Source organism: Candidatus Nitrospira salsa, assembly GCF_965152625.1.
Window position 1 is genome coordinate 222862 of sequence record NZ_CBCUCO010000001.1, and the last position, 20472, is coordinate 243333.

The 20472-nt window shown below is 46.0% G+C and carries 16 protein-coding genes; 5 read left to right on the forward strand and 11 right to left on the reverse strand.

The genetic code is table 11. The features are described 5' to 3' along the window. Nucleotides 1–107 precede the first annotated feature (107 nt). Entirely contained in the window at nt 108–2249 is a 2142-nt protein-coding gene (locus ACWQXP_RS01040) for a V-type H(+)-translocating pyrophosphatase (RefSeq protein ID WP_454060973.1), read from the reverse strand. A gap of 402 nt (nt 2250–2651) precedes the next feature. Further along, entirely contained in the window at nt 2652–3275 is a 624-nt protein-coding gene (locus ACWQXP_RS01045) for a pseudouridine synthase (protein WP_454060974.1), read from the reverse strand. 238 nt (nt 3276–3513) lie between these two features. Between ACWQXP_RS01045 and hflK the strand changes: the two genes are divergently transcribed. The 3 genes from hflK (at nt 3514) to ACWQXP_RS01060 (ending at nt 6149) form a co-directional block, all read left to right on the forward strand. Beyond that, nucleotides 3514–4557 (forward strand): FtsH protease activity modulator HflK, encoded by a 1044-nt coding sequence (gene hflK, locus ACWQXP_RS01050; RefSeq protein WP_454060975.1) that lies wholly within the window; start codon nt 3514–3516, stop codon nt 4555–4557. Then, the gene (hflC, locus tag ACWQXP_RS01055; protein ID WP_454060976.1) at nt 4554–5417 is read left to right on the forward strand and encodes a protease modulator HflC; all 864 of its coding nucleotides are present in this window, start codon (nt 4554–4556) and stop codon (nt 5415–5417) included. The genes hflK and hflC overlap by 4 nt, the downstream gene beginning before the upstream one ends. A 69-nt stretch (nt 5418–5486) precedes the next feature. After that, entirely contained in the window at nt 5487–6149 is a 663-nt protein-coding gene (locus tag ACWQXP_RS01060; RefSeq protein WP_454060977.1) for a pentapeptide repeat-containing protein, read from the forward strand. 11 nt (nt 6150–6160) lie between these two features. Here ACWQXP_RS01060 and ACWQXP_RS01065 read toward each other — a convergent pair whose 3' ends face one another. The 6 genes from ACWQXP_RS01065 to ACWQXP_RS01090 all read right to left on the reverse strand — a co-directional run bounded on the left by ACWQXP_RS01065 (nt 6161) and on the right by ACWQXP_RS01090 (nt 15428). Continuing rightward, on the reverse strand, nt 6161–8233 hold the full coding sequence (locus ACWQXP_RS01065; protein WP_454060978.1) for a M12 family metallo-peptidase: 2073 nt from the start codon (nt 8231–8233) through the stop codon (nt 6161–6163). A 239-nt stretch (nt 8234–8472) separates the two neighbouring features. Next, nucleotides 8473–9363, reverse strand: coding sequence for a CobW family GTP-binding protein (locus ACWQXP_RS01070; RefSeq protein ID WP_454060979.1), 891 nt, complete (start codon nt 9361–9363; stop codon nt 8473–8475). A 127-nt stretch (nt 9364–9490) separates the two neighbouring features. Further along, nucleotides 9491–10258, reverse strand: a complete 768-nt coding sequence (locus ACWQXP_RS01075) for an SIMPL domain-containing protein (protein ID WP_454060980.1) — start codon at nt 10256–10258, stop codon at nt 9491–9493. A gap of 293 nt (nt 10259–10551) precedes the next feature. Beyond that, nucleotides 10552–11595, reverse strand: a complete 1044-nt coding sequence (locus tag ACWQXP_RS01080) for a hypothetical protein (protein WP_454060981.1) — start codon at nt 11593–11595, stop codon at nt 10552–10554. Nucleotides 11596–12017: 422 nt separating this feature from the next. Continuing rightward, nucleotides 12018–13172: a CsgG/HfaB family protein gene (locus tag ACWQXP_RS01085; protein WP_454060982.1), complete on the reverse strand. Its 1155-nt coding sequence runs from the start codon at nt 13170–13172 to the stop codon at nt 12018–12020. Between the two features lie 1020 nt (nt 13173–14192). Further along, nucleotides 14193–15428 (reverse strand): TraB/GumN family protein, encoded by a 1236-nt coding sequence (locus tag ACWQXP_RS01090; RefSeq protein WP_454060983.1) that lies wholly within the window; start codon nt 15426–15428, stop codon nt 14193–14195. A 145-nt stretch (nt 15429–15573) separates the two neighbouring features. Between ACWQXP_RS01090 and ACWQXP_RS01095 the strand changes: the two genes are divergently transcribed. Then, nucleotides 15574–15768: a hypothetical protein gene (locus tag ACWQXP_RS01095; protein ID WP_447970298.1), complete on the forward strand. Its 195-nt coding sequence runs from the start codon at nt 15574–15576 to the stop codon at nt 15766–15768. A gap of 99 nt (nt 15769–15867) precedes the next feature. Here ACWQXP_RS01095 and ACWQXP_RS01100 read toward each other — a convergent pair whose 3' ends face one another. The 3 genes from ACWQXP_RS01100 to ACWQXP_RS01110 form a co-directional block, all read right to left on the reverse strand. After that, nucleotides 15868–16197: a hypothetical protein gene (locus ACWQXP_RS01100; protein WP_454060984.1), complete on the reverse strand. Its 330-nt coding sequence runs from the start codon at nt 16195–16197 to the stop codon at nt 15868–15870. A gap of 16 nt (nt 16198–16213) precedes the next feature. After that, nucleotides 16214–18010: an aminopeptidase P family protein gene (locus tag ACWQXP_RS01105; protein WP_454060985.1), complete on the reverse strand. Its 1797-nt coding sequence runs from the start codon at nt 18008–18010 to the stop codon at nt 16214–16216. Between the two features lie 228 nt (nt 18011–18238). Further along, nucleotides 18239–18628, reverse strand: a complete 390-nt coding sequence (locus tag ACWQXP_RS01110) for an STAS domain-containing protein (RefSeq protein ID WP_454060986.1) — start codon at nt 18626–18628, stop codon at nt 18239–18241. 489 nt (nt 18629–19117) lie between these two features. Here ACWQXP_RS01110 and ACWQXP_RS01115 point away from each other — a divergent pair, with 489 nt between their 5' ends. After that, nucleotides 19118–20446, forward strand: a complete 1329-nt coding sequence (locus ACWQXP_RS01115; protein ID WP_454060987.1) for a hypothetical protein — start codon at nt 19118–19120, stop codon at nt 20444–20446. Nucleotides 20447–20472 lie beyond the last annotated feature (26 nt).

Consider the following 20472-nt stretch of genomic DNA (forward strand, 5'->3'; position numbering starts at 1 on the left):
CGCCGATCGTCAAACCAGCACAGAGCGTCGCTTGCCCTCAAATGATCTCATCAAAATCTCTGACTTTTCTCTATGCATTTAGTTGTCTAATGACTCAATACGGAAAATTACTTGGTGAGTAACCCTCCATACTGCACGAAAAATGGAACAAAAACGAGTGATAAAATAGCAGAAAGTTTAATCAGAATATTGAGAGATGGCCCCGAAGTGTCCTTGAGTGGATCTCCAACTGTATCACCAACGACTGCCGCCTTGTGTGTCTCTGTACCCTTACCACCGAGATTCCCTTTCTCAATATACTTTTTGGCATTATCCCACGCTCCCCCACTGTTGGATGAAGAGATGGCAATGACTCCGCCTGCGACAAGGGACCCAGCGAGAACACCAGCAACGGCTTGAATACCAAATAAGAACCCTGTCACGAGTGGCGTACCCATGATCAAAATTCCTGGCGCAATCATTTCCTTGAGTGCAGCTTTCGTCGAAATGGCAACACATTGCTCATAGTCTGCTTCGGCTTTGCCTTCCATAAGGCCAGGAATCGTTCGGAATTGACGCCGAACCTCTTCAATCATCTCATAGGCCGCAGATCCAACAGACTTCATCGTCATGGCAGAAAAGTAAGAGGGCAATACGGCACCAATGAACAAACTGGTAAACACCAGGGGATCAAGCAAATTAATGCTGCCCAACAGATCATAGTCTGCACCGTGTTCTTCCTTGAGCAACAAATCTGCTCGCGTGAGAAATGCGGCAAAGAGGGCTAACGACGTCAGAATGGCTGCACCAATGGCAAAGCCCTTCCCAATGGCCGCAGTCGTATTTCCTGCTGCATCCAGCACGTCGGTCCGATTACGGACGTGCTCCGGCATACCAGCCATTTCCGCAATGCCACCAGCATTATCAGAAACCGGACCATAGGCGTCGATTGTCAGTGCAATGACCAATGTTCCCAACATGCCAAGAGAGGCAATCGCCACTCCATACATACCTGCCAACATCCAGGGAATATAAATGGCTAGACCAATCGCAAGGTATGGTCCCACAGCACTCTGATAGCCAAGGGCTAAACCAAAGATAATATTCGTCGCCGAACCCGTTTCACACGACTTCGCCACTTCCCGCACCGGGGCGTAATCATGAGAGGTGTAATATTCTGTCATGAGACCAACAACGAGCCCCGCAATCAAACCTGTGAGGAAGCAAAAATACACTCCCAGATCTGTGTACGCCTCTCCACCAATTTCAAATGCATCGGGAAGCATCATTTTGGTGACAAACAACATGACTACAGCCATCAAACCACTGGAGATGATCAGCATCTTCTTGAGTGCCGGACCAACTTGATCTTCAGAGTCGACTTTAATCATCATCATTGTGAGAAAGCTCACAGGAATGCCGATGGCCGAAATAAGGATTGGATATAAAAGAGCATCAACCATTCCCGAAAATGCGACCGCACTAATCACCATGGCCGCACAGGTGCTTTCGGCGCAGGAACCAAAAAGGTCCGCACCCATTCCAGCCACATCGCCAACGTTATCGCCGACGTTATCGGCGATCACCGCAGGGTTCCGTGGATCGTCTTCAGGAATTCCTGCTTCTACTTTTCCAACCAGATCCGCCCCGACATCAGCAGCTTTGGTAAAAATACCGCCACCTACGCGCGCGAATAAGGCAATTGATGATCCACCAAGACCAAAGCCGGCAATAACTTCCATGAGAATATGTGTCGGAAGCTGAGCTGGCATAACGGCGGCGAGCCCAAGATAGATCACCAAAAGCCCTAAGGAAGCCAAACTCACTAACGCAAAACCCATCACGGACCCAGAATGCAACGCCACATTAAACGCAGTTGAAAGAGATTGATTAGCCGAGACCGTGGTTCGCACATTGCCTTGCGTCGCAATCTTCATCCCGATGAAGCCGGAGGCAATGGAAATGATCGCCCCAAAGATGAATGCGATGGCTGTATAGATACCTTCATTCACATAATCCGTATGATGATCATCAATAAGAAGCGCAATAATGGCGGCAAAGACCACCATAAAGATGGCCATGATTTTATATTCTTGCTTCAGAAAGGCCATGGCCCCACTGGATATAGCCGCATGGATTTTTGCAAGGCGTTGCCTCGTATCCGCATCATCAACACCCATATCAATGGGAATTTTCGTAACTGATGAAGAGTAGTAAAACGCCACGGCCAGCCCAAGGAGGGACAGAACCAGAATAATCGTTACCGCCATGTTAGATATGTCTCCTACGTCTTGAAAAGAATATTATCGATGTGCCGATGCATGGACGCCCATGCAGAAGGACGAGAGCTTGTTTATACTAGTCGCGCAGCACTCCTCTTCATGTCTACTGCAATTCGTTCATGAGAATGTGGGTGGCCAAACAGCTGGCGTGTCGTTATTCGCTCGTCAATACTTCCTGCTCGATAGAAAAAAGCGAACAACGAAATTGTGCAAGAATAGACTCATGACATGAGACTAATTGACGAAAAAGCGCCTTATTGTACAGGGCGTAGACAAAATGATCAAGTAATATAAGGAAAAGGTCCTGCGGAACACTCCTCACTCACCCATTAGGCTCTTCATGATAACAATTCGTCATTGCCGCCATTCACCAAATTGATCGTCTCTTTATTAAGGTTTTTTTGGCGCAGAACGATTTCCCATTGAGGCTACGTTCAAGACTGCCACATCTTCTTCTGTCAGTTCACGCCACTCGCCAGGCTGAAGATTGCCAAGACTGATGGGGCCAATACCAATTCGAACGACACGGAGCGTCGGATACCCTACCGCTGCCGTCATTCTTCGAATTTGTCGATTCATACCTTCTTGAATTCGTATGCGGAGCCATACGGTTGGAATATGTTTTCGAACTCGAATTGGGACAGCCCTTGCCCACAATTTTGGCTCTGACACCATGAGAGTAACGTCAGCCCGTCGTGTCATTTTTCCTTTGACAAGAACTCCCCGCCGCAAAGATATCAAAGCATCTTTAGAAGGAATCCGTTCGACTTGCACCCAATACTCTTTCCACATCTTATAGCGGGGATCGGTAATGTGGTGGTGGAGTGATTTATCGGATGTGAGAAACAAGAGCCCTTCACTATCCCGGTCTAATCGTCCGGCCGCATACACCGATGGAATCTGAATATAGTCAGCCAACGTCTGACGTCCATCCGTGTCAGTAAAGGAGGAAAGAACACCGTAGGGTTTATTAAAGGCCAGATAACGAGGCAAATATGGACGAGGTGTATTCATAGGCCTTCTATGCAACACTAGAGACATAAGATCCGAATTGCGATCTTGTGGATATACGAAACCGCCTACTTCCGCTGAGCATCTATTGTGATGACGGCATAGATAACATCGCTATCGCAGTACCACACACACCACACAAATCTTTATTGCCCACTCGTTGGTTTTCTGATAACGTGCAAAGCAAGTTCAGTTTATTCGTCAATTTCGTTGTTTTTCTCTATACAGTAAGGAGTCGTGCATGGCTTGGGAACCCAAAGACCCTTGGGGACGGGGTGGAGATGATCCACTCGATGAAGCGTTAAAAAAGGCACAGGAACAAATGAAGCGGTTTACGCCAAGTGGCGGTGGCATGAAATCCGTCATCCTTATCGTACTTGCCGTCTTCGTACTCTCGCAAGGCGTGTTTATTGTTGCACCTGACGAACAAGGTCTCGTGAAACGATTTGGCGCTGTCGTGCGAACAGAAGAACCTGGACCACACTTTAAAATCCCCATAATGGAAACCGTGCAGACTCCCAAAGTAGAAAAACTCCACCGAGTCGAAGTGGGATTTCGTACAGATCCACGTGGACGGGCACGTTCCATCCCTCGAGAATCCCTCATGCTCACAGGTGATATGAATATATTATCAGTAGAATTTATCGTGCAATATAAAATTAGCGACGCCCGAAATTATTTATACCAAGTGACGAATGTCGAGGCCACAATCCATAACGCGGCTGAAGCCTCAATGCGTGAGATCATTGGCAAGAATAAAATTGATGAAGCCTTGACCGTCGGAAAAGCTGAGATTCAGCAGACCACTCAGGACTTATTACAAGGGATTCTTGATCAGTATCAAGCCGGAGTTCAAATCGCCACGGTACAATTACAAGACGTCAATCCTCCGGAAGCCGTCGCTGCAGCCTTCAAAGATGTCGCCAGCGCCAAAGAAGATCGAGAAAAACTGATTAATCAGGCTCATGGGTACCGAAATGATTTACTCCCGAGAGCCAAAGGTGAAGCGGCCCAAGAAGTGAATAAAGCCAAAGCCTATGCCCAAGCTCGAATCACCAGGGCGGAGGGAGAAGCGAATCACTTCTTGAAAACATTTAAAGAATATAAACAATCGAAAGACATCATCAGCAAACGCATTTATATTGAAACGATGGAAAAGATTCTTGCCAACACGGAAAAAATCATTCTGGACTCCAACGCAGGGAATAATGTGTTGCCCTATCTTCCGCTCGACCGACTTCCCAAATCACAAATGTCATCAAGAGATGGGAGGGCAGGATCATGAACAAGCAAAACATCTTATTTGGAGTCATTGGCGTATTCGTTTTACTGGTCGTCCTTGGCGCCTCACCATTTTTCATCGTCGACTTGACGGAGACCGCCATCGTCGTTCAGTTAGGAAAACCCGTTCGAACCGTGACCGACCCTGGACTGAAGCTTAAAATACCGTTTGTCCAAGAAGTCACCTACTTTGACAAACGGCTGCTTGACTACGACGCCCCTTCACGCGATGTCATTACTGAAGATAAAAAGACTATTGTGATCGATAACTTTGCCAAATGGCGTATTATTGATCCACTTCGCGTCTATCAAGCATTTCAAAATCAACGAGGAGCACTTCAGCGATTAGATGACATCATTTATTCAGAGCTTCGAGTGGAATTGGGTCGGCACGAACTGACGGATATTGTTTCGGCCAACCGTGCACTCATCATGAAAGTCGTGTCGGAACGATCCAACAAAATTGCATCGGCCTATGGCCTTGAAGTTTCAGACGTTCGGATCAAACGGGCTGACCTTCCGGAACAAAATGAAAAAGCCATTTTCCAACGGATGCAAGCCGAACGAGAACGACAAGCAAAGCAGTATCGAGCCGAAGGAGAAGAAGAAGCTCAAAAAATTCGTTCTGAGGCCGAGAAAGACAAAGAAATCATTTTGGCCGACGCCTATAAGACGGGCAAAGAACTCAAAGGTGACGGTGACGCTCAAGCGTACAAGGCTTACGCTACCGCGTACGGTGAAGGTCCAAAATTCTTTGAATTTATTCGAACCATGGAGGCATACAAAAAAACATTTAAGGAAGATAACACCACGATGGTCTTGAGCCCTGATTCAGAGTTTCTCAAATACTTAAAGAAACGCTAGCGCCCGCCCAAGGACATCTTTTCTACGTTCTTAAGGATTTTCTTAAATTTCCTCGACCCATATCCTGCCATGGCTAACCCTGACCACCTCACCCTCCTTCTTGATGGTGGAGTTGAGGCATGGAATAAGTTCAGACGAACCAACCCAGAAATCCAACCTGACTTCCGGGATGCCGACCTCTCTGGTTATGATTTGACACGCGTTGATTTGAGCCATGCAGACCTGACCAGGGCTAATCTGTCAGATGCGTATTTAATGAGGGCAGACTTCACTGAAGCCATTTTACACGAAGTCGATTTGACTGAGGCAGACATGATTGAAGCCAACCTCATCAAGGCTTCGCTCACAAAGGCCAAGATGGTGATGGTTGATTTGAGCGGGTCAGGACTGATTCGAGCTGAAATGTCTGAGGTGGATCTGACAGATTCAAACTTAACACGAACATCATTGCCTTGGGCTAATCTCGCCTATGCGAAACTCGTTCGCACCAAGCTGCATCTCACTGATCTACGAGAGGCCAACCTTCTCAATGCTGACCTGCGAGAGGCCAATCTCCAAGACACTTCTCTCACCGGAGCCAATCTGCATGGGGCAGACTTACAAGGCATACAGAATGTGTCGTTCGAACTTCTCGTCAAGGCCAAAACTCTCTTTCAAACGAAATTAGACTCCAGCCTTCAGAAACAATTACAAACAAATTATTCTCATTTACTGACAGAACAACACCTCTAGGACTTTCCTCTTCACGGAACCGTGGTAATGATCAGATAATTTAAGATCGTCTTCTTCCCCGAATCCCTTCGCAACACCACGGTCAACGTCCCATCTGTCACGGTCACCGGTACATTCGTGACCGCTAAGAATTCCTTCCGTGCCGTCGAGACCCGGTTGAGGACCGCCTGTCCTTCCACTGTAATTTGATGCGGGCCTTGCGGATAACTGGGATCGCCACTGACTAACGAGATGTGATACGTGCCATTCGGCAGATCATAGCTCCATGTGGCCGAGGTGCCTTGATCAAAATGGATAAATGTATCCAACCGCTGCTCACTCACCGCCCGACGTTCCCGTGTATTCACCCGCGTCGACCATCCATACCCTCGGCTACGGGTATAGACCGCCCCGTCATCCCGCTGATATCCCGACGGAATTTGTGCCGTCGTCGGTTGAAAATTCATCAACACCTGCCCTCCCGGTGGCGGGGGGGGAGGGGAAGGACCTGCCGCGATTGTAAAATTCATCCCCCTCGTATTATTAGCCGTATTCGTCTCGTTGTCTGCCGCAACGACCACTTGACCAACAAATGTTCCCACAGCTTGCCCCTGCAGAGTCAGCGTCAGCGTTCGCGTTCCAGAACTTGGAATATTGCCTAAACCACAATTAACTTGCCCCCCTCCCCCAATTGAACAACTTCCAGAACCGCTTGTGGCACTTTGCACTCGTAATTGAGAGGGAATCGTGACTGTTGCGGTTGCATTACTCGCTCTATCAGGTCCATCATTATGAACTCGAACAGTCGCAGAGAACGAATTTCCCAACACTGATTCAAATGGATTCCCAACGACTTCCGCACGCAAATCACTTTGATCAAAGTTAATTACAGTCAGACATGAGGCGGTATTAATCGCCGGCTGCATTTCCCTAATGCTGCATTGAGACAGTTGATCGCTTCCGTTAATAACCGGGTTCATCAAAAAATTACTTGGGGTACTCGCACAAGCTGATCCGGCTTCAGCATCATGCGGAGCGCCAAAATTGTGTCCAAGCTCATGCGCGACCACTAGAGCACGGGCTGTTCCTCCTCCCGTCACCTCATTCACACCAATACCAAACCGCGAGTGACATAACGCATTGACATAGGCAATCCCGATCGTGCTGCCATTTAAATTTCGACCGGTAAATAAATGAGCCACGCCCGGATGATCAAAACCACTTGAACTCGTCAATGCGCCGAATTGCTGAAGCAGTGTCAAGGGATCCGTTGAAGTCAATGAACCGTTATTGGATAATTCCTGAATGTCGACAAGATTAATTTGGACACCAATTTGCTCACTAAAAATACCGTCAACGACGTTGATCCGTGCAATCACTGCGGCGTTGGTCGAGATGCTAAAGACATTTTGTTGCATGTTAGAAAATTCGACGTCTGCAACCACAGCCATATCAAGATTCAGTGTCGCACCTTCTGCATTCGACGTGACTCGCTCTTGTAACTCTTGCACAAGGGCTTCGTAATTATTGATCGGATTGGCATGCATGCCTTTGGAACCCAATCCGCATGTTTGCGCCTCCAACTCATGCGTATCTGACAAACGGTAAATACCTTGCGCAGCAGGTTGGCTTAATGAAGGGCCTGGAAGCGCTGGCTCAATGACGGACATCGGATCAATGACATAGGCGTCATGACCGTCCCACATCATCCCAAACCATTCTTCTCCCACCCGCGTCAGTCGAACCCACGAATTGTCAATTCCAGCAATCTTCCCTTTATAGAGCTGATGCGCATCATCAACTCTTTGACGCTGCTGTGGAGGCAATTTGGCGATCAATCGGTCATTCGACTCGAGTATCAGTGTAAACGAACGGCCAAAGCTTTCAAATGTCCACGTCCATCCAGTCGTATCACTATCCTGAGGAGCTCCGTCATCTGTTCGGCTCTCCAGCACCATCGGGGGCAAAACTTCATGATAGAGGATCTCGAATTTCTCCTGTTCTCTGGAAGATTCCATCAACTCACTTTGGGCATACGCCATCGAATGCGCACACACAATCCATAGGCATAGAAAGCAGAATGTTCGAGATCGGAAGATCATCATGGGCACCTCCGTCGCATTGTCATACACATTGGGGGTAACTCAGAATCATAGGATGATATATGAAATATGGCAACATTAATCATCATCGGATGATGAGAAAAATGATCACATGACTTTATTGGGGGAACAGATTTCAGAAAACAGGATCAGTGAGGATGAGGGCTCTTTCTTTCTCCATGCTTGACAAGAGATGAGGACTTGCAGAAGAGGCACTTGAGCGAAAATTAATGATGTCTTTCCTACGCTCGACGAATAACCACGACTTGCCCTAGGAGATGAGAAGGGAAAGAAGTCGGAGGATCGACAAAATCAATTCGAGATCCAACACCTTGAACCACACGAAGTCCCGCTGCAGTCTGAACAATCCCCTTCACACGCAACGCATTTAATGCAGAAAACCGTTCTACAAGAACGCACTCTTCGACCCCAGCATCTATTGCTAAGACATAACTGTCAAATTTTTCATGTACATGATCGGAGTCACACGTCTGCTGGACAGCACGCCGCTTCTTGATATCCTGCGGATTGGGAGGAAACAGGATTTCGGGGTCCACGACAGCATTCACACTTTGCACAATCGGAGTGCCTGGAGCCAATTCATGAATCGTCGCCTCCATTTGACTAATTTGACTAGGAGGGATCAGGTCAATCTTATTCAAAACAACAATATCGGCAGAAGAGACTTGCTGTTCAAATGTTCCGGCTAAGTCTCTTCCCTCTAACACCTGCTCAGCATTCGCCACTACAACAGCCAGGCTCTCTCCAGCCCATGTCGACACCGGTTCTCGCCAAAATGTCGTCAAGGTATCAAACGGCAATGCGACTCCAGATGTTTCAACAATGACACGATCAGGCTGCACTCGCTCATACAGATCTTGAAGAGTCGTCAACAATTCATTTGACAGCTGACAACACACACATCCCCCTTCTAACTCGACATATCCACCAGGGTGTTCATTACTTAAGAGGGCTTCATCGATACCAAGTTCTCCAAACTCATTGGAAACCACTGCAAGACGTTGTCCAGTTGCTTGCGCTTCTTGCAACAACCCACGAACTAACGTCGTTTTTCCCGCACCCAGAAATCCCGAGACGACAAGAGCCGGAATATTACTTTTGACTTTGCTCACATCATCCTATTCATTGAAAAAAGGTTACACAGTTTCTGCAAAAGCAGTAAAGACAACCATATGAGTAAGGCAGAAACAACCACCACCTGAATTGTGCATACTGATTGCCAACGAAAGATATAAGGTCCTACTCTTGACTGATTTCGTAGACCAACGTCACCGACGCATGAATCGTGAGTTCTCCAGGTGTGACCGGAGTGGATCCTGCATTGTCCGTGGCCATACTCATCATCGCTCGTCCTCTCGTCATTCGTCGTGGTAGAGAAGAAGGTCCGCCTTCGGTCACAGCCAGAAGCTGAGTTAATTGGACATTGAGCGCCTGTGCGAGGGCTTGAGCTTTTTCACGAGCATTTCGAGCGGCCAGTTTAAGCGCTTTAAGCTTTGACGGACGCTCATCACGCAACGCCCACGTAATGTGAGAAAAACGATTCGCACCCGCCTGCAAAGCACTATCCACGACGCGCCCAACAATCGCAAGGTCCCACACCTCAAGCGTCAACGTATTCATTACCGTGTACCCAATAATTTTGGGAATTTCCGGCATAGGTGACGGATTGGATTGCCGGCGTGATCGTGGCGGATAGTGAGGCGTAATAGACAGTGAAGAGGTTTGCATACGTTCTTGTATAATACCGAGTTTCTGTAGACGATCCATGACTCGCTTCATTCGTTTACGATTTGCATCTTGAACTTCTTCTAAGACCTCACCCGCCGTTTCGACTGAGAGAGAGATCACAGCTTGGTCAGGTTCGGTCTGTACAGTCCCTTCTTCAGAAACCGCTAAAGTTGGAGGCTCTTGATGAGTTTCTTCACTCCATGCTTGCTCAGCTCCTAAAAATAGAAGGACAACCAGAACAAATTTGAATAAAAACTGTTTTTGACGATATCGAATCATTGACAAACCCCGTGGAAGTTCATAAGAATGGGAACCATGAGTTCATCCCCCGCAAGTTCACCTCAGTTAACTCCCGCTCTCCCTGACCGCCAGTGCCGATGGTGTCAAACCATGATGCGAAAGCGGCTCGTAGGAGAAGGGCGTTTCATACACTATACCTGTCCCAAGTGTATCTTCCAACATACCTCTAAGCGAGTAGCCTCCGACTCGAAGTAAGTATATTGGGCTTTTGCATGTCCTTGTTTTCTCTTGTAACATTTTTATTAATCGAATCCAAAGATAGGAAAACGGTTCTAGTGATCTTCAAATAAAAACTTCTCCACGAGAAGTTCACCTGCCTCCTGACCAGCTCTGGTTAACGAATGATGACTTGCTTCTGACTTATCTCGATGATAAGCACGAGCATTGATTGGTATAGAGGTAATCATGCCCCCGGATGAGGTTTCAAAAACCCTGAGCTCCCCTTGTGCATCAAAAAAGTGCTGCTCCATCGCAGTGCTATGGAATGTGGTCGAAGCTTGCCCAACAATCAAGGTATGGATACCTTGCCTGTGAAACAATTTCAATGCTTTCGTATCACCCTGCCAAGCTAAAGAAAAAAGTGGCAATGCACTTAATCCTTTAGGTGTAGAAGAATTAAGAATCGTAAAAGCATGCTTTTCTAATATGGATTTTAACGAAGTAGTCAATAAAGAGGTTTTCAGATTTCCCTTGATTGAAGATTCTTGTATCCAAAATCCTACACGCTTTAAACTCTCAATGCTTTCTTTCTTTAAGGTCCGAAGCTGCAATTCTAACTTCTGGCAATCCACCACATCGCGTTGAACTATTGGCGAGATACCTTGTATCTTTGCTAGAAGCTCAAGTGCCTTTACTGCAGACAACACTGCATGATAATTTTCTCCATTCTTCTGTTCTACTTTGCCGCCTTTTAAAATATTACAAACATTTACAATCTTCGACAGAATTACTTCTTGTTGACGTTCTTGCTCGAGGACAGCTTCCTTTTTGGAATAACTTACAAGAACAGATACATCAAACTTTTGCAATGTGGAATGCTCGTCAACTCGTGTCATAACTTTGTAGTATGTATCAATCACTTTTACTTTTTGAATGACAGTAGCTGGAATCGAAAGAGGTGACAGGGTATGGTCAACAACAGACGTGACCGCTCGGTCAGGAGTGCAATGCATTTCGTCCTCGTCCGAATTAAGAAATTGAGCAACTTGACGATAGGCATGCTGACGAGCGTTTTTTTCACCATCTTCTAATGCTTTGGCTCCAAGATAAGTTCCACGAAAAAAGCAATTACCCGTATCCTGAGGGACTGATGTCATCCAATCTGGAGATGCTTTAGACTCAGTCCATTTTATCTGAGGAGCCGTTGTACAGCTCATACCCATTATGAGAAGACTGCCAATGAGCCACTTTGCTAGCAACTCGAAAAGGGGCTCGGCACTTTGATCTGAACCTGGCCTTTGAGTCATGATTGAAGATGAATCGGCACGTTCAAGGATCTTTACGTACTCATGGATATTTTTTCAACACTGAGACTATGGATTGTTTGATTGAGAAGAGAAAATCTTTACGGAACTTGAAGCTTGGAAAACCATAGCCTAATACTTCACAAAAATCTGATTCATCGAATAGACAGCACGATTCACTACCATTCACCCTATGGCTAACTCAACTCTCCAAAAAGATTTGCGAATTATCTATGTTTGTTTGGGAAAAGTTAACAACCCTTTACTGCTACGCATCATCGTATAATATTTTGCAAATTTTCATTCGACTCACTTTCTTTGAGACATTTATTGATATTGCGCATCGAAATGGTTTGAAATGTATTGAGGGCTAAGTCGTCAACTTTCTTGAACATGTCTACTGCCATCTCATGATCTCTTTCAAACGTATGCACAACTCCTAAATTGAAATATGCCGCAGCCAAGCTCTCCGGTGGAATCTCTGCACGCGTTTCGTACTTATGAATGGCATTGACAAAGTACTGTTTAGCACCATTCAGGTCACCCGCCTCGGCCTCTCTGATTCCACGTTGGAGTTTAGGTATTTTCCCGTCTTTATAAAAAACTACTGTATGTTTCTCCTTCGTCGGAAGAATACTTCGTTCAAAATCATGAACAGCTGCATTAAAAGCCTTATCCTTTAATGCGACAGCATTAATAGTCGAGGGCTCTCCGCCACCGATAGTTTTCGTTTCTTCAGTTGCCGAACGAGAAATCCGTTTAACTTTAAGCTGTCTCCCTGTCTCTGTCTCCGTAATATGAAGATTCCCTTGAATCACCGCTCTTCCCGTTCTTGTAGTGACTTCACAGGGTATACCTTTTGTGGAATTTGAGTTCTGACAGGAATCAGTACTCTTTGACACCTCTTCTTCATAATTTTGATCAATTTCACCAATAACTAAAACAGTACCCGGAAGCAACTTGCCAAGTTCTAAGCGTTTCTTTTTATCAAAGAGTGCATCTTTTTCAAAACGCAATTCTTCCTTCAAACGATCTACTTGAGTCCTGTCTAACACTTGCAATGTATTATCTTGCACAATCTTATCCATTAATGCAGCAGCAAATTCTTCCCCAGCATTCCCAGAAAGGTCAGTAAATGCAATGTTCTTATAATTCTCAAGACTCACTTCTGGTCGCTGTTTGACCATAATCGAAGTGACGGTGGATCGACACAACATACCAGCCTTACCACATACGGTGCTTTTTGCATCTGACCAGGACAAACTGTTATCTGCGTGAAGCACTTCATTTCTTTCGCAATTTGGTCCAGGATCAGGAATATCATGGGCAATTCTCATACTCTGACATGCGGTACACATCAAGATCAACAACAAAACAAACACTCTTCTACAAGCAGAAAAACTGCTTATGTCATAATCGTAACGTTTCATACATTTCCTCCATATATGGTATACGACAAGAGAAAGTACTTCTCAAGAGACTAGACCTTAGCTCTAATTTGCAAGAGTAATATCAGCCAGGCATTCCTCTGCTGCATGGCGATAGTTACAAAACTCAAATCGCTACTCAATTATCAAATATTTTAAAGTCTGATTTTAGGCAAAAACTTCTGCAGGATCGATACCAGTAAGCATGAGAAGACAGAAAACTACTCTTGGCAGCATGAATACATATCCAGGAAAGAGTTCAATAAGAATGCGAACTCATTGCGCTATACTTTAGGCAATTGATCGATGTATCTAATTAGATAAACAAGTTATCCTTTTGGATACAACTGAGCGCTCATCTTCATCTGGGAGACCAATCACTTGATTACGATTTATTGTCGTTATCGTATTAAGTATGTATTTTCGTAGAGTCTATGGTCATCAATAGAATCAGTGTCATTTTAACAATCTTGGACAAGATACCTCTTTCCGATGTAATAACAGTATTAAGTCGCCCAAGTGATCTCTTGAAATTTTATCAGATGGAATTCACGAAACCTCATAGAATCCTTCACTTTTCATAGCCCACATGGAACCACCAAAAATTTTTCTCATTATGTTCACAAGGAAAAATGCTCACTACTCCCACAAAACCACGCTCCGGCTAACAAAATTTAATTCGACGGCCAGAATTACTTTGCCATTTATCCTACGCTTCTCGTAAAGAGAGCGATAAGCGGAGATGAGGAAATTCTCATTTAGTCTAATCAGTACCCTCGTATTCAAATTACTCAAAACTGATCTGTGAAAAGATAGGCACTGAGACGTGAGAGTTTTCTCAAATGGAAGAAATAGTTTATTCCGTGGTCCGACACTGTTAGAGGAAAGGGAAGACAGGTGAGCTTACTTTATTAACTATGCAAGGTAAAATTAGGACTTGAGCCACCATTGATTGAGAAACCTTATTTAAACAATTCACGAAGATCTGTGCACAAAATTCCCCTTACCATCTCCTACTGTGGGCTAAAAGAGGTTTGACACGATCTTGGCTCCCCCGACGTAAGTTCCAATAATGCTGCCAATTGTCGGGAGAATAAAAGCTAAGAATACTCGCAATAGGCGGCTATGCCACCATCGCTTTGGCACTGCAATGTCTTCTGCCACACTTTGAAACTCACGAACCAGCGGGGGTTGAACATAAGCCTGCACAAACGCCGTGACATATCCCACACCAATCACAGGCGTTAAACTCGTAAAGGGTGCTGAGGCAAAGGCGGTTGCGATCGTTAGTGGATGCGCAAAAGCGAGAATAGCGCCAATGGCGCTTGGAATTCCGTTGGCTAAAATCCAAAAGAGAGCATTCTCACCGGCAGCCATCGCTCCCTTTTGAAAACCAATGTACATGATCGACCCGACAATAATAGCAGGAATGCTCCACCCGACCCATTTCCATGCTTCTGAAACCGGTGGAATCACATCTAACTCGTCTAAATTCACTGGCTGTTGCTCATTCAATGTCCGTTGGATTCCAGGCATATGACCAGCACCAACGACAGCCACGATTCGCTCGCCTTTTGCATCTCGTATTTTTTTGGCTAAATAAAGGTCACGTTCATCAATGAGCACCTTTTTTAAGGTCGGAACCTCCTTACCCAGTTCTTCCATCATATCCGAGAGCACATCCTGCTTTTTGAGGTCTCGAATTTCTTTTTCTGAAACTTGCGTGGTATCAAAAACACTGAACAGGAGCGAAGACATCAATAGACTTTTGCGCCAGAACGGGGTAGTCCTCCAAGCACGTCGCATGGTAATCCGCACATCGCGATCACACAACTCAACCGGAATTTGGTATTGTTCTGCGGTTTTTGTCGCTTCTAACATTTCGGTACCAGGCATGACCCCCAATTGATCCCCAAGACGCTTTTGATAAGACGCCAACACAAGATTCACCATTAATGTACTAAGCTGATTTTTTCGAATAATTTCTTTGAGATCAAGCGATTCCCATCGCTTCGGTTGGGCGAGCACCTCAAACCTTCTGGAATCAAGCTCTACGCAGACACAATCTGGCCGCTCTTGTTCAATGACTGTTCGAACAAGGTCTGCAGACTCTTGTGAGACGTGAGCCGTTCCAATCAGGATAATGGACTTCTCTGACACAGAAACAACCTGAACATCGTCAGGATATTTACCCTGAAGTCCATGGGTGAGAGAAGCGAGAGGAGGCTGAGGAACAGGTTCATTTACTGGAGAATCCATGAGCACACCTTTGCACATTAGAACGGCAACTTGTCAAGTCTAGAATTTAAAAAGAGCAATATTGTATGAATTCATGGTAGAATCACTTGCATCCCCAAATAAGACGTTTATAAGTTCTCGAATAGAATATTGAGGAATTTCACGGATGAGTCAACGAACGCAAGCGCTTCGAGTTTGGATATGGTTCAGTGGAGATGGAACCCGCTGGCAAGTGGCCAAAACGAAGGATGGGTATTGGCATTGTGCACTTGGATTGTTAGGTGGAAAACGATTGTCCAGTTGGGAACCTGGCTTTCCGCCAGGACTTGGCCCTCTTCCCGAAGGGTTTGAGACCCGATAACGGCTCAAGCCAGCGCCAAAATACGCAACAGGTGCATTCAATTCATCTCTAGACCTTACCTTCACAATCAACGACCACGCCAGCTGAATCTACGATTACCTACAAGTCATAAAGATAATTTACGTTATCGCCTCCCCAGTCTTTAACTTTACCTTCGATCATTTTCTCTTTTCCACAATATACCCAGACTGTCACATCTGCTGTATTCGTGAGTCGTTTCATTGACTGCATAAGCGTCAACACAATTTTCCTTCCGCGCTCACGATCAATCGCCAATCGATTGTAGAGCGAATCGGTGATATGGAGTTGCAGCAAGTGTCCTTTCACCACCACGGACTCGACATCTGGATTATTGTTTAATTGGGTTTGAATCTGTTCTGTAACTTCTGAATCTGTCAGTTCCACACTCACGGCATCTCCAATCATCATTGTCATTCAACATGGATCACAGTGGATGCGTCGCGTCTCGTAACCACGCAACAGTTTCATCATCCACGATCGAACATACGACCTCATATACGCGAGCATGATAGGCATTAATCCAAGCAATTTCCTCGTCGTGCAACAACGTTCGTTCGATAAGATTTCGATCAAATGGGGCAAGCGTGAGCGTCTCGAAAGCATACAGTTCACGCTCCGCGCCAACCACGTCTGCACAAGAGATCACCAAAACTAGACTTTCGATACGAATCCCATACGCCCCAGCTTTATAATACCCCGGCTCATTCGAGACAATCATCCCAGGATGTAACGCAACCGATCCTCCCGCCTTTGATATTCGCTGTGGGCCTTCATGAACGCCAAGATAACTTCCCACCCCATGTCCGGTGCCATGATCATAATCTAACCCTGCTTCCCAGAGTGATGTTCGAGCCAGAACATCAAGTTGCGAACCGGTTGTTCCTTTGGGGAAGCGCACAGAGGCTAGAGCGATGTGGCCTTTTAAGACTCGAGTATACCGGTCACGATGTTCCGCCGTTGGCGTTCCGATCGCAACGGTCCTGGTCACATCAGTGGTCCCGTCTAGGTACTGTGCCCCGGAATCCACCAAATACAATGTACCAAAATCCAATCGAATGTTGGACTCAGGAGTTGAACGGTAGTGAATAATGGCTCCATTGGCACCAGCCCCTGAAATGGTTGGAAAGCTCATATCTTGCCAGAAGTCATTCTGTTGACGACACGCATCCAGATACTTGGCCGCATCTAGCTCCGTCACCTCGCCACTTGGACTTTCTCGATTCAGCCACGCCAAGAAACGACAAAGCGCTGCGCCATCCCGTATGTGAGCGTTGCGAGCTCCCTGTACCTCGACCATGTTTTTACAGGCTTTCGGCATCACACATGGATCATCGCCATGTACAACCCTCGCGTCATACTGCTTAAGACGGTCAAGAATCCACGATGGTGTTTTTCTCGGATCACATAATACGCGAATGTGTTGTTGCCCGAGCTGCTCCAATTCACGCTCAAACGTATCAAGCGAACATGGAAAGACCGTTGGACCAAAATGTTCAAGAATTTGAGGTGTAAGCTTTTGTTCTTGAACAAATAACCGTACCGATCCATCATGAAAGACAATCCCCATACACAACGACAACGGTGTATAGGCGAGATCGCTTCCTCGAATATTCAGCAACCAGGCCAGAGAATCCGGGGATGTGATCACGGCAGCCCCAATTCGGTCTTCTCGGAGTTTTCTACCCAGCTCCTCGCGTTTTTCTCGTGAGTCTTTCCCCGTAAAATGCAATGGATGAGGAATCATTGCTGTCAGCGGAACCGCAGGACGATCTGTCCATGCGACATCAACAGGATTCGGGATGGAGGCAACAAGCTCCGCCTGAGCCTGCTCACACACAACCCGTAATCGCTCAACATCATCAAATGTATGTAACCATGGGTCATATCCGAGCTTTGAACCCGGCTGAAGGACTGCAGACAACCATTCCGTGAGCGACATCTCCGCACTATGATAAGGCTCAAAGCACGATGGATGCACTTCAGTTTTGACTTGCAACACATATCGACCATCGACAAAAATCGCTCCTGTATCTTGCATCGCCACGGCAACCCCGGCAGAGCCGGTAAATCCAGTCAGCCACTGTAAGCGTTCTGCAGAGTCTGGGGTATATTCATTCTGATATTCATCAGCATGCGGAATTAGAAATCCAGACAAGTTTCGCTTGAACAGTTCATTACGCAATACCGACACTCGCCTGACTTGCTCGGACAGCTCTTTCATTGACAACCTTTCATCAGGATACCCAGCGGGTCATACAATACACTCTCCTGGATCAATTGTAGCAAAACACGGTTTGAAATGGGCACAGGAATTTTCAGGCTAATTTCGACGTCCAATTAAAGACGAACGTCTGTCGCTCAGCTCCATTACAGATAGTGATTTCAAAAATAAGGGAAAAACGTATGGCAAAGAGTCTGAACGATAAGGAAAGGTATGCTGGGGGAGGGATTACGCTAGGCTTCCAAGTACGAACGCACGTTCGGCTAACACCTGATGTTCAGTTTCATAGGTCGGAATCATTTTAATAAAATTGGCATCGACTAAAATTTTTTTAATGTGAGTCGGAGGCGCCACAAGACTCATCCCGACATGCTTGTCCATCAGAGTCAAATGTGCCAATGCTAGAAATCCCAGGGCGGCACTATCCATGGCCGTCACATCACGCATATTCACGATAATATGATGAACGTTCGTCGTTTCGGCATTTCTGATCACGGCCTGAAAGACCTTCCGTGAGTAAAAACTCAAACGGCCAGAGATCATAAGCACCAGCACATCGTCTTGTAATCGTTCCATGACTTGCATGATCAAACCTTTACACTGTTCTTCATCGGCCATTTCCAGAAATACTTACGTAAAATATTTACTGCAAGCGGCATGCGTCTCAAGATATGCCCTATCAACTAAAAATAAGAATGCAACAGTTAAGAGAACCCCGAAAATAGAAACGAATGAATACAGAGAACAACAAAAAATATCAACGAGGCACAAGCGCACTCAACAGAACGGTAGATGGCATTTCTCAAAACACGAGGACAACCCCGTCGAATCAGACTCATGCAACAAGTCACCATTTTTATTACGCCAATTTCCGTAGATTTCGAATTCCACGGACATTCACTCATCGGCAAGTACGATCACGTCTCCCATGGGTCTAGGTCTCGCGCCCTCTCTTCTTGATATGACATTGACAAACAAGACGAGAACGCTACTATACGACTGATAACTTCGTTTTTATCACACACGATACAGGTGCAAGCGATGAGAAGAGGGGGAGGAACGACCTTGAAATTATTTATTTTTTTCATTTCCATACTGAGTCTTTCGATGTCTGCTTTCGCAGATTCAGCGTTTTCCAATTCTCCCAATAGCTGGATATTATCCGATGACCAACGGAGAGCGTTTCTTCACTATTACTCGCCAATCATTTTGAAAAGAGCGGATGAAGACAAGATTAAGGGAAAAACTCGTGGCCACGACTGGATTACAAATTTCAATTTTGATCAAGATGGTGATTTCAGTAATAACCGGAAAAATTGGGAGAAAGAAAAAACTAAATTTATTGCTGGCAAGGACCACGAGAATTGGAACATTCAGCCTACCCTGTATACGGCGGTTATTGAGTTTATGCAGAATGGCGAAAAAAGTTTAATTCTGCTGTATCACGTTTACCATGCCATGCAAGGATGCCAAAAACTCGAACAGGTTATTTGCAAGAATGAAGATATTCATGACTGGGAACGCATGGAAGTTCGAATCAATCAGGTGACGGACCAAGGTCCAGGCAATGGAGAGAACGTCGGGTATTATGTGCTCACCGCCCATTCCAAACACACGGGTCGGCTTGGAGGGCACCCCGACCTTCATTACCTTGACAATATGGAGACCCCGCAAACGATCGCGGGAAAACACCTTTTCATTTGGCAAGCTAAATGGCGTGGTTCAACTGGGCCGCGAAAAGGCGAGCTACGGTTTGTCGAAGACGGATTGCACGAATTTCTGGATGGCAAAGCCAAGGTCGACGTGAGCGGACACGACAACAAGCCGTTTCATTATATATTCGTGGATCAAGACGCCAAGGACACCACGGCATTCTGGAATGCACAAAGTCTCAGGGCCGATAATGCATCGGAGCTAGTTTCCGGAAGAGACGATGACGACATCATCAAGACAAGAAAAACTAAGCGGATCACGTATGAACTCCAGGACTTGGCAGATGTGTTCCCGACTCATTGGGTTCATGCGAACGGCCAAGGGGCGAATATCAATTGGGCGGGATCGACGGTTCAGATTGAACTGACTGAACCCATTCAATCATCCATCACTGGCAACGCGATAGACATCCCAGCCGGACTTCAAGCATTCCATCAACAATCACTCGATGACGGCAACAAGGGGAAACGAAGCGGTTATCCAAAAAAACACTGGTTTTGGGGAACATACTTTTGGGGCAACGAAGGGAAGTGGACAAGTGACGCCTACCGAAATCGAGGGGAAGTTTGGAATCAACACGATTACTTTGCTCACGAAGGGAGCGAACACCTGAGAAGCAAACCCTTCCCGGAAGATGAGGCTGGAGAATGGTTACCGGAAGGGTGGCATAAAGCCGAGAATGGAGGATTCGACGGACGATGGATTCAATTGTTTTCGGAATGACAGGTCTTGTTGATCAAGCAACAATT

Coding starts and splice junctions, on each gene's coding strand:
- ACWQXP_RS01100 (WP_454060984.1), bottom strand. CDS start 16,197: ATGATGATTGGAGATGCCGTGAGTGTGGAACTGACAGATTCAGAAGTT.
- ACWQXP_RS01090 (WP_454060983.1), bottom strand. CDS start 15,428: ATGGATTCTCCAGTAAATGAACCTGTTCCTCAGCCTCCTCTCGCTTCT.
- ACWQXP_RS01065 (WP_454060978.1), bottom strand. CDS start 8,233: ATGATGATCTTCCGATCTCGAACATTCTGCTTTCTATGCCTATGGATT.
- ACWQXP_RS01105 (WP_454060985.1), bottom strand. CDS start 18,010: ATGAAAGAGCTGTCCGAGCAAGTCAGGCGAGTGTCGGTATTGCGTAAT.
- ACWQXP_RS01080 (WP_454060981.1), bottom strand. CDS start 11,595: ATGACATCAGTCCCTCAGGATACGGGTAATTGCTTTTTTCGTGGAACT.
- ACWQXP_RS01110 (WP_454060986.1), bottom strand. CDS start 18,628: ATGGCCGATGAAGAACAGTGTAAAGGTTTGATCATGCAAGTCATGGAA.
- ACWQXP_RS01095 (WP_447970298.1), top strand. CDS start 15,574: ATGAGTCAACGAACGCAAGCGCTTCGAGTTTGGATATGGTTCAGTGGA.
- ACWQXP_RS01075 (WP_454060980.1), bottom strand. CDS start 10,258: ATGATTCGATATCGTCAAAAACAGTTTTTATTCAAATTTGTTCTGGTT.
- ACWQXP_RS01045 (WP_454060974.1), bottom strand. CDS start 3,275: ATGAATACACCTCGTCCATATTTGCCTCGTTATCTGGCCTTTAATAAA.
- hflK (WP_454060975.1), top strand. CDS start 3,514: ATGGCTTGGGAACCCAAAGACCCTTGGGGACGGGGTGGAGATGATCCA.
- ACWQXP_RS01040 (WP_454060973.1), bottom strand. CDS start 2,249: ATGGCGGTAACGATTATTCTGGTTCTGTCCCTCCTTGGGCTGGCCGTG.
- ACWQXP_RS01060 (WP_454060977.1), top strand. CDS start 5,487: ATGGCTAACCCTGACCACCTCACCCTCCTTCTTGATGGTGGAGTTGAG.
- ACWQXP_RS01085 (WP_454060982.1), bottom strand. CDS start 13,172: ATGAAACGTTACGATTATGACATAAGCAGTTTTTCTGCTTGTAGAAGA.
- ACWQXP_RS01115 (WP_454060987.1), top strand. CDS start 19,118: ATGTCTGCTTTCGCAGATTCAGCGTTTTCCAATTCTCCCAATAGCTGG.
- hflC (WP_454060976.1), top strand. CDS start 4,554: ATGAACAAGCAAAACATCTTATTTGGAGTCATTGGCGTATTCGTTTTA.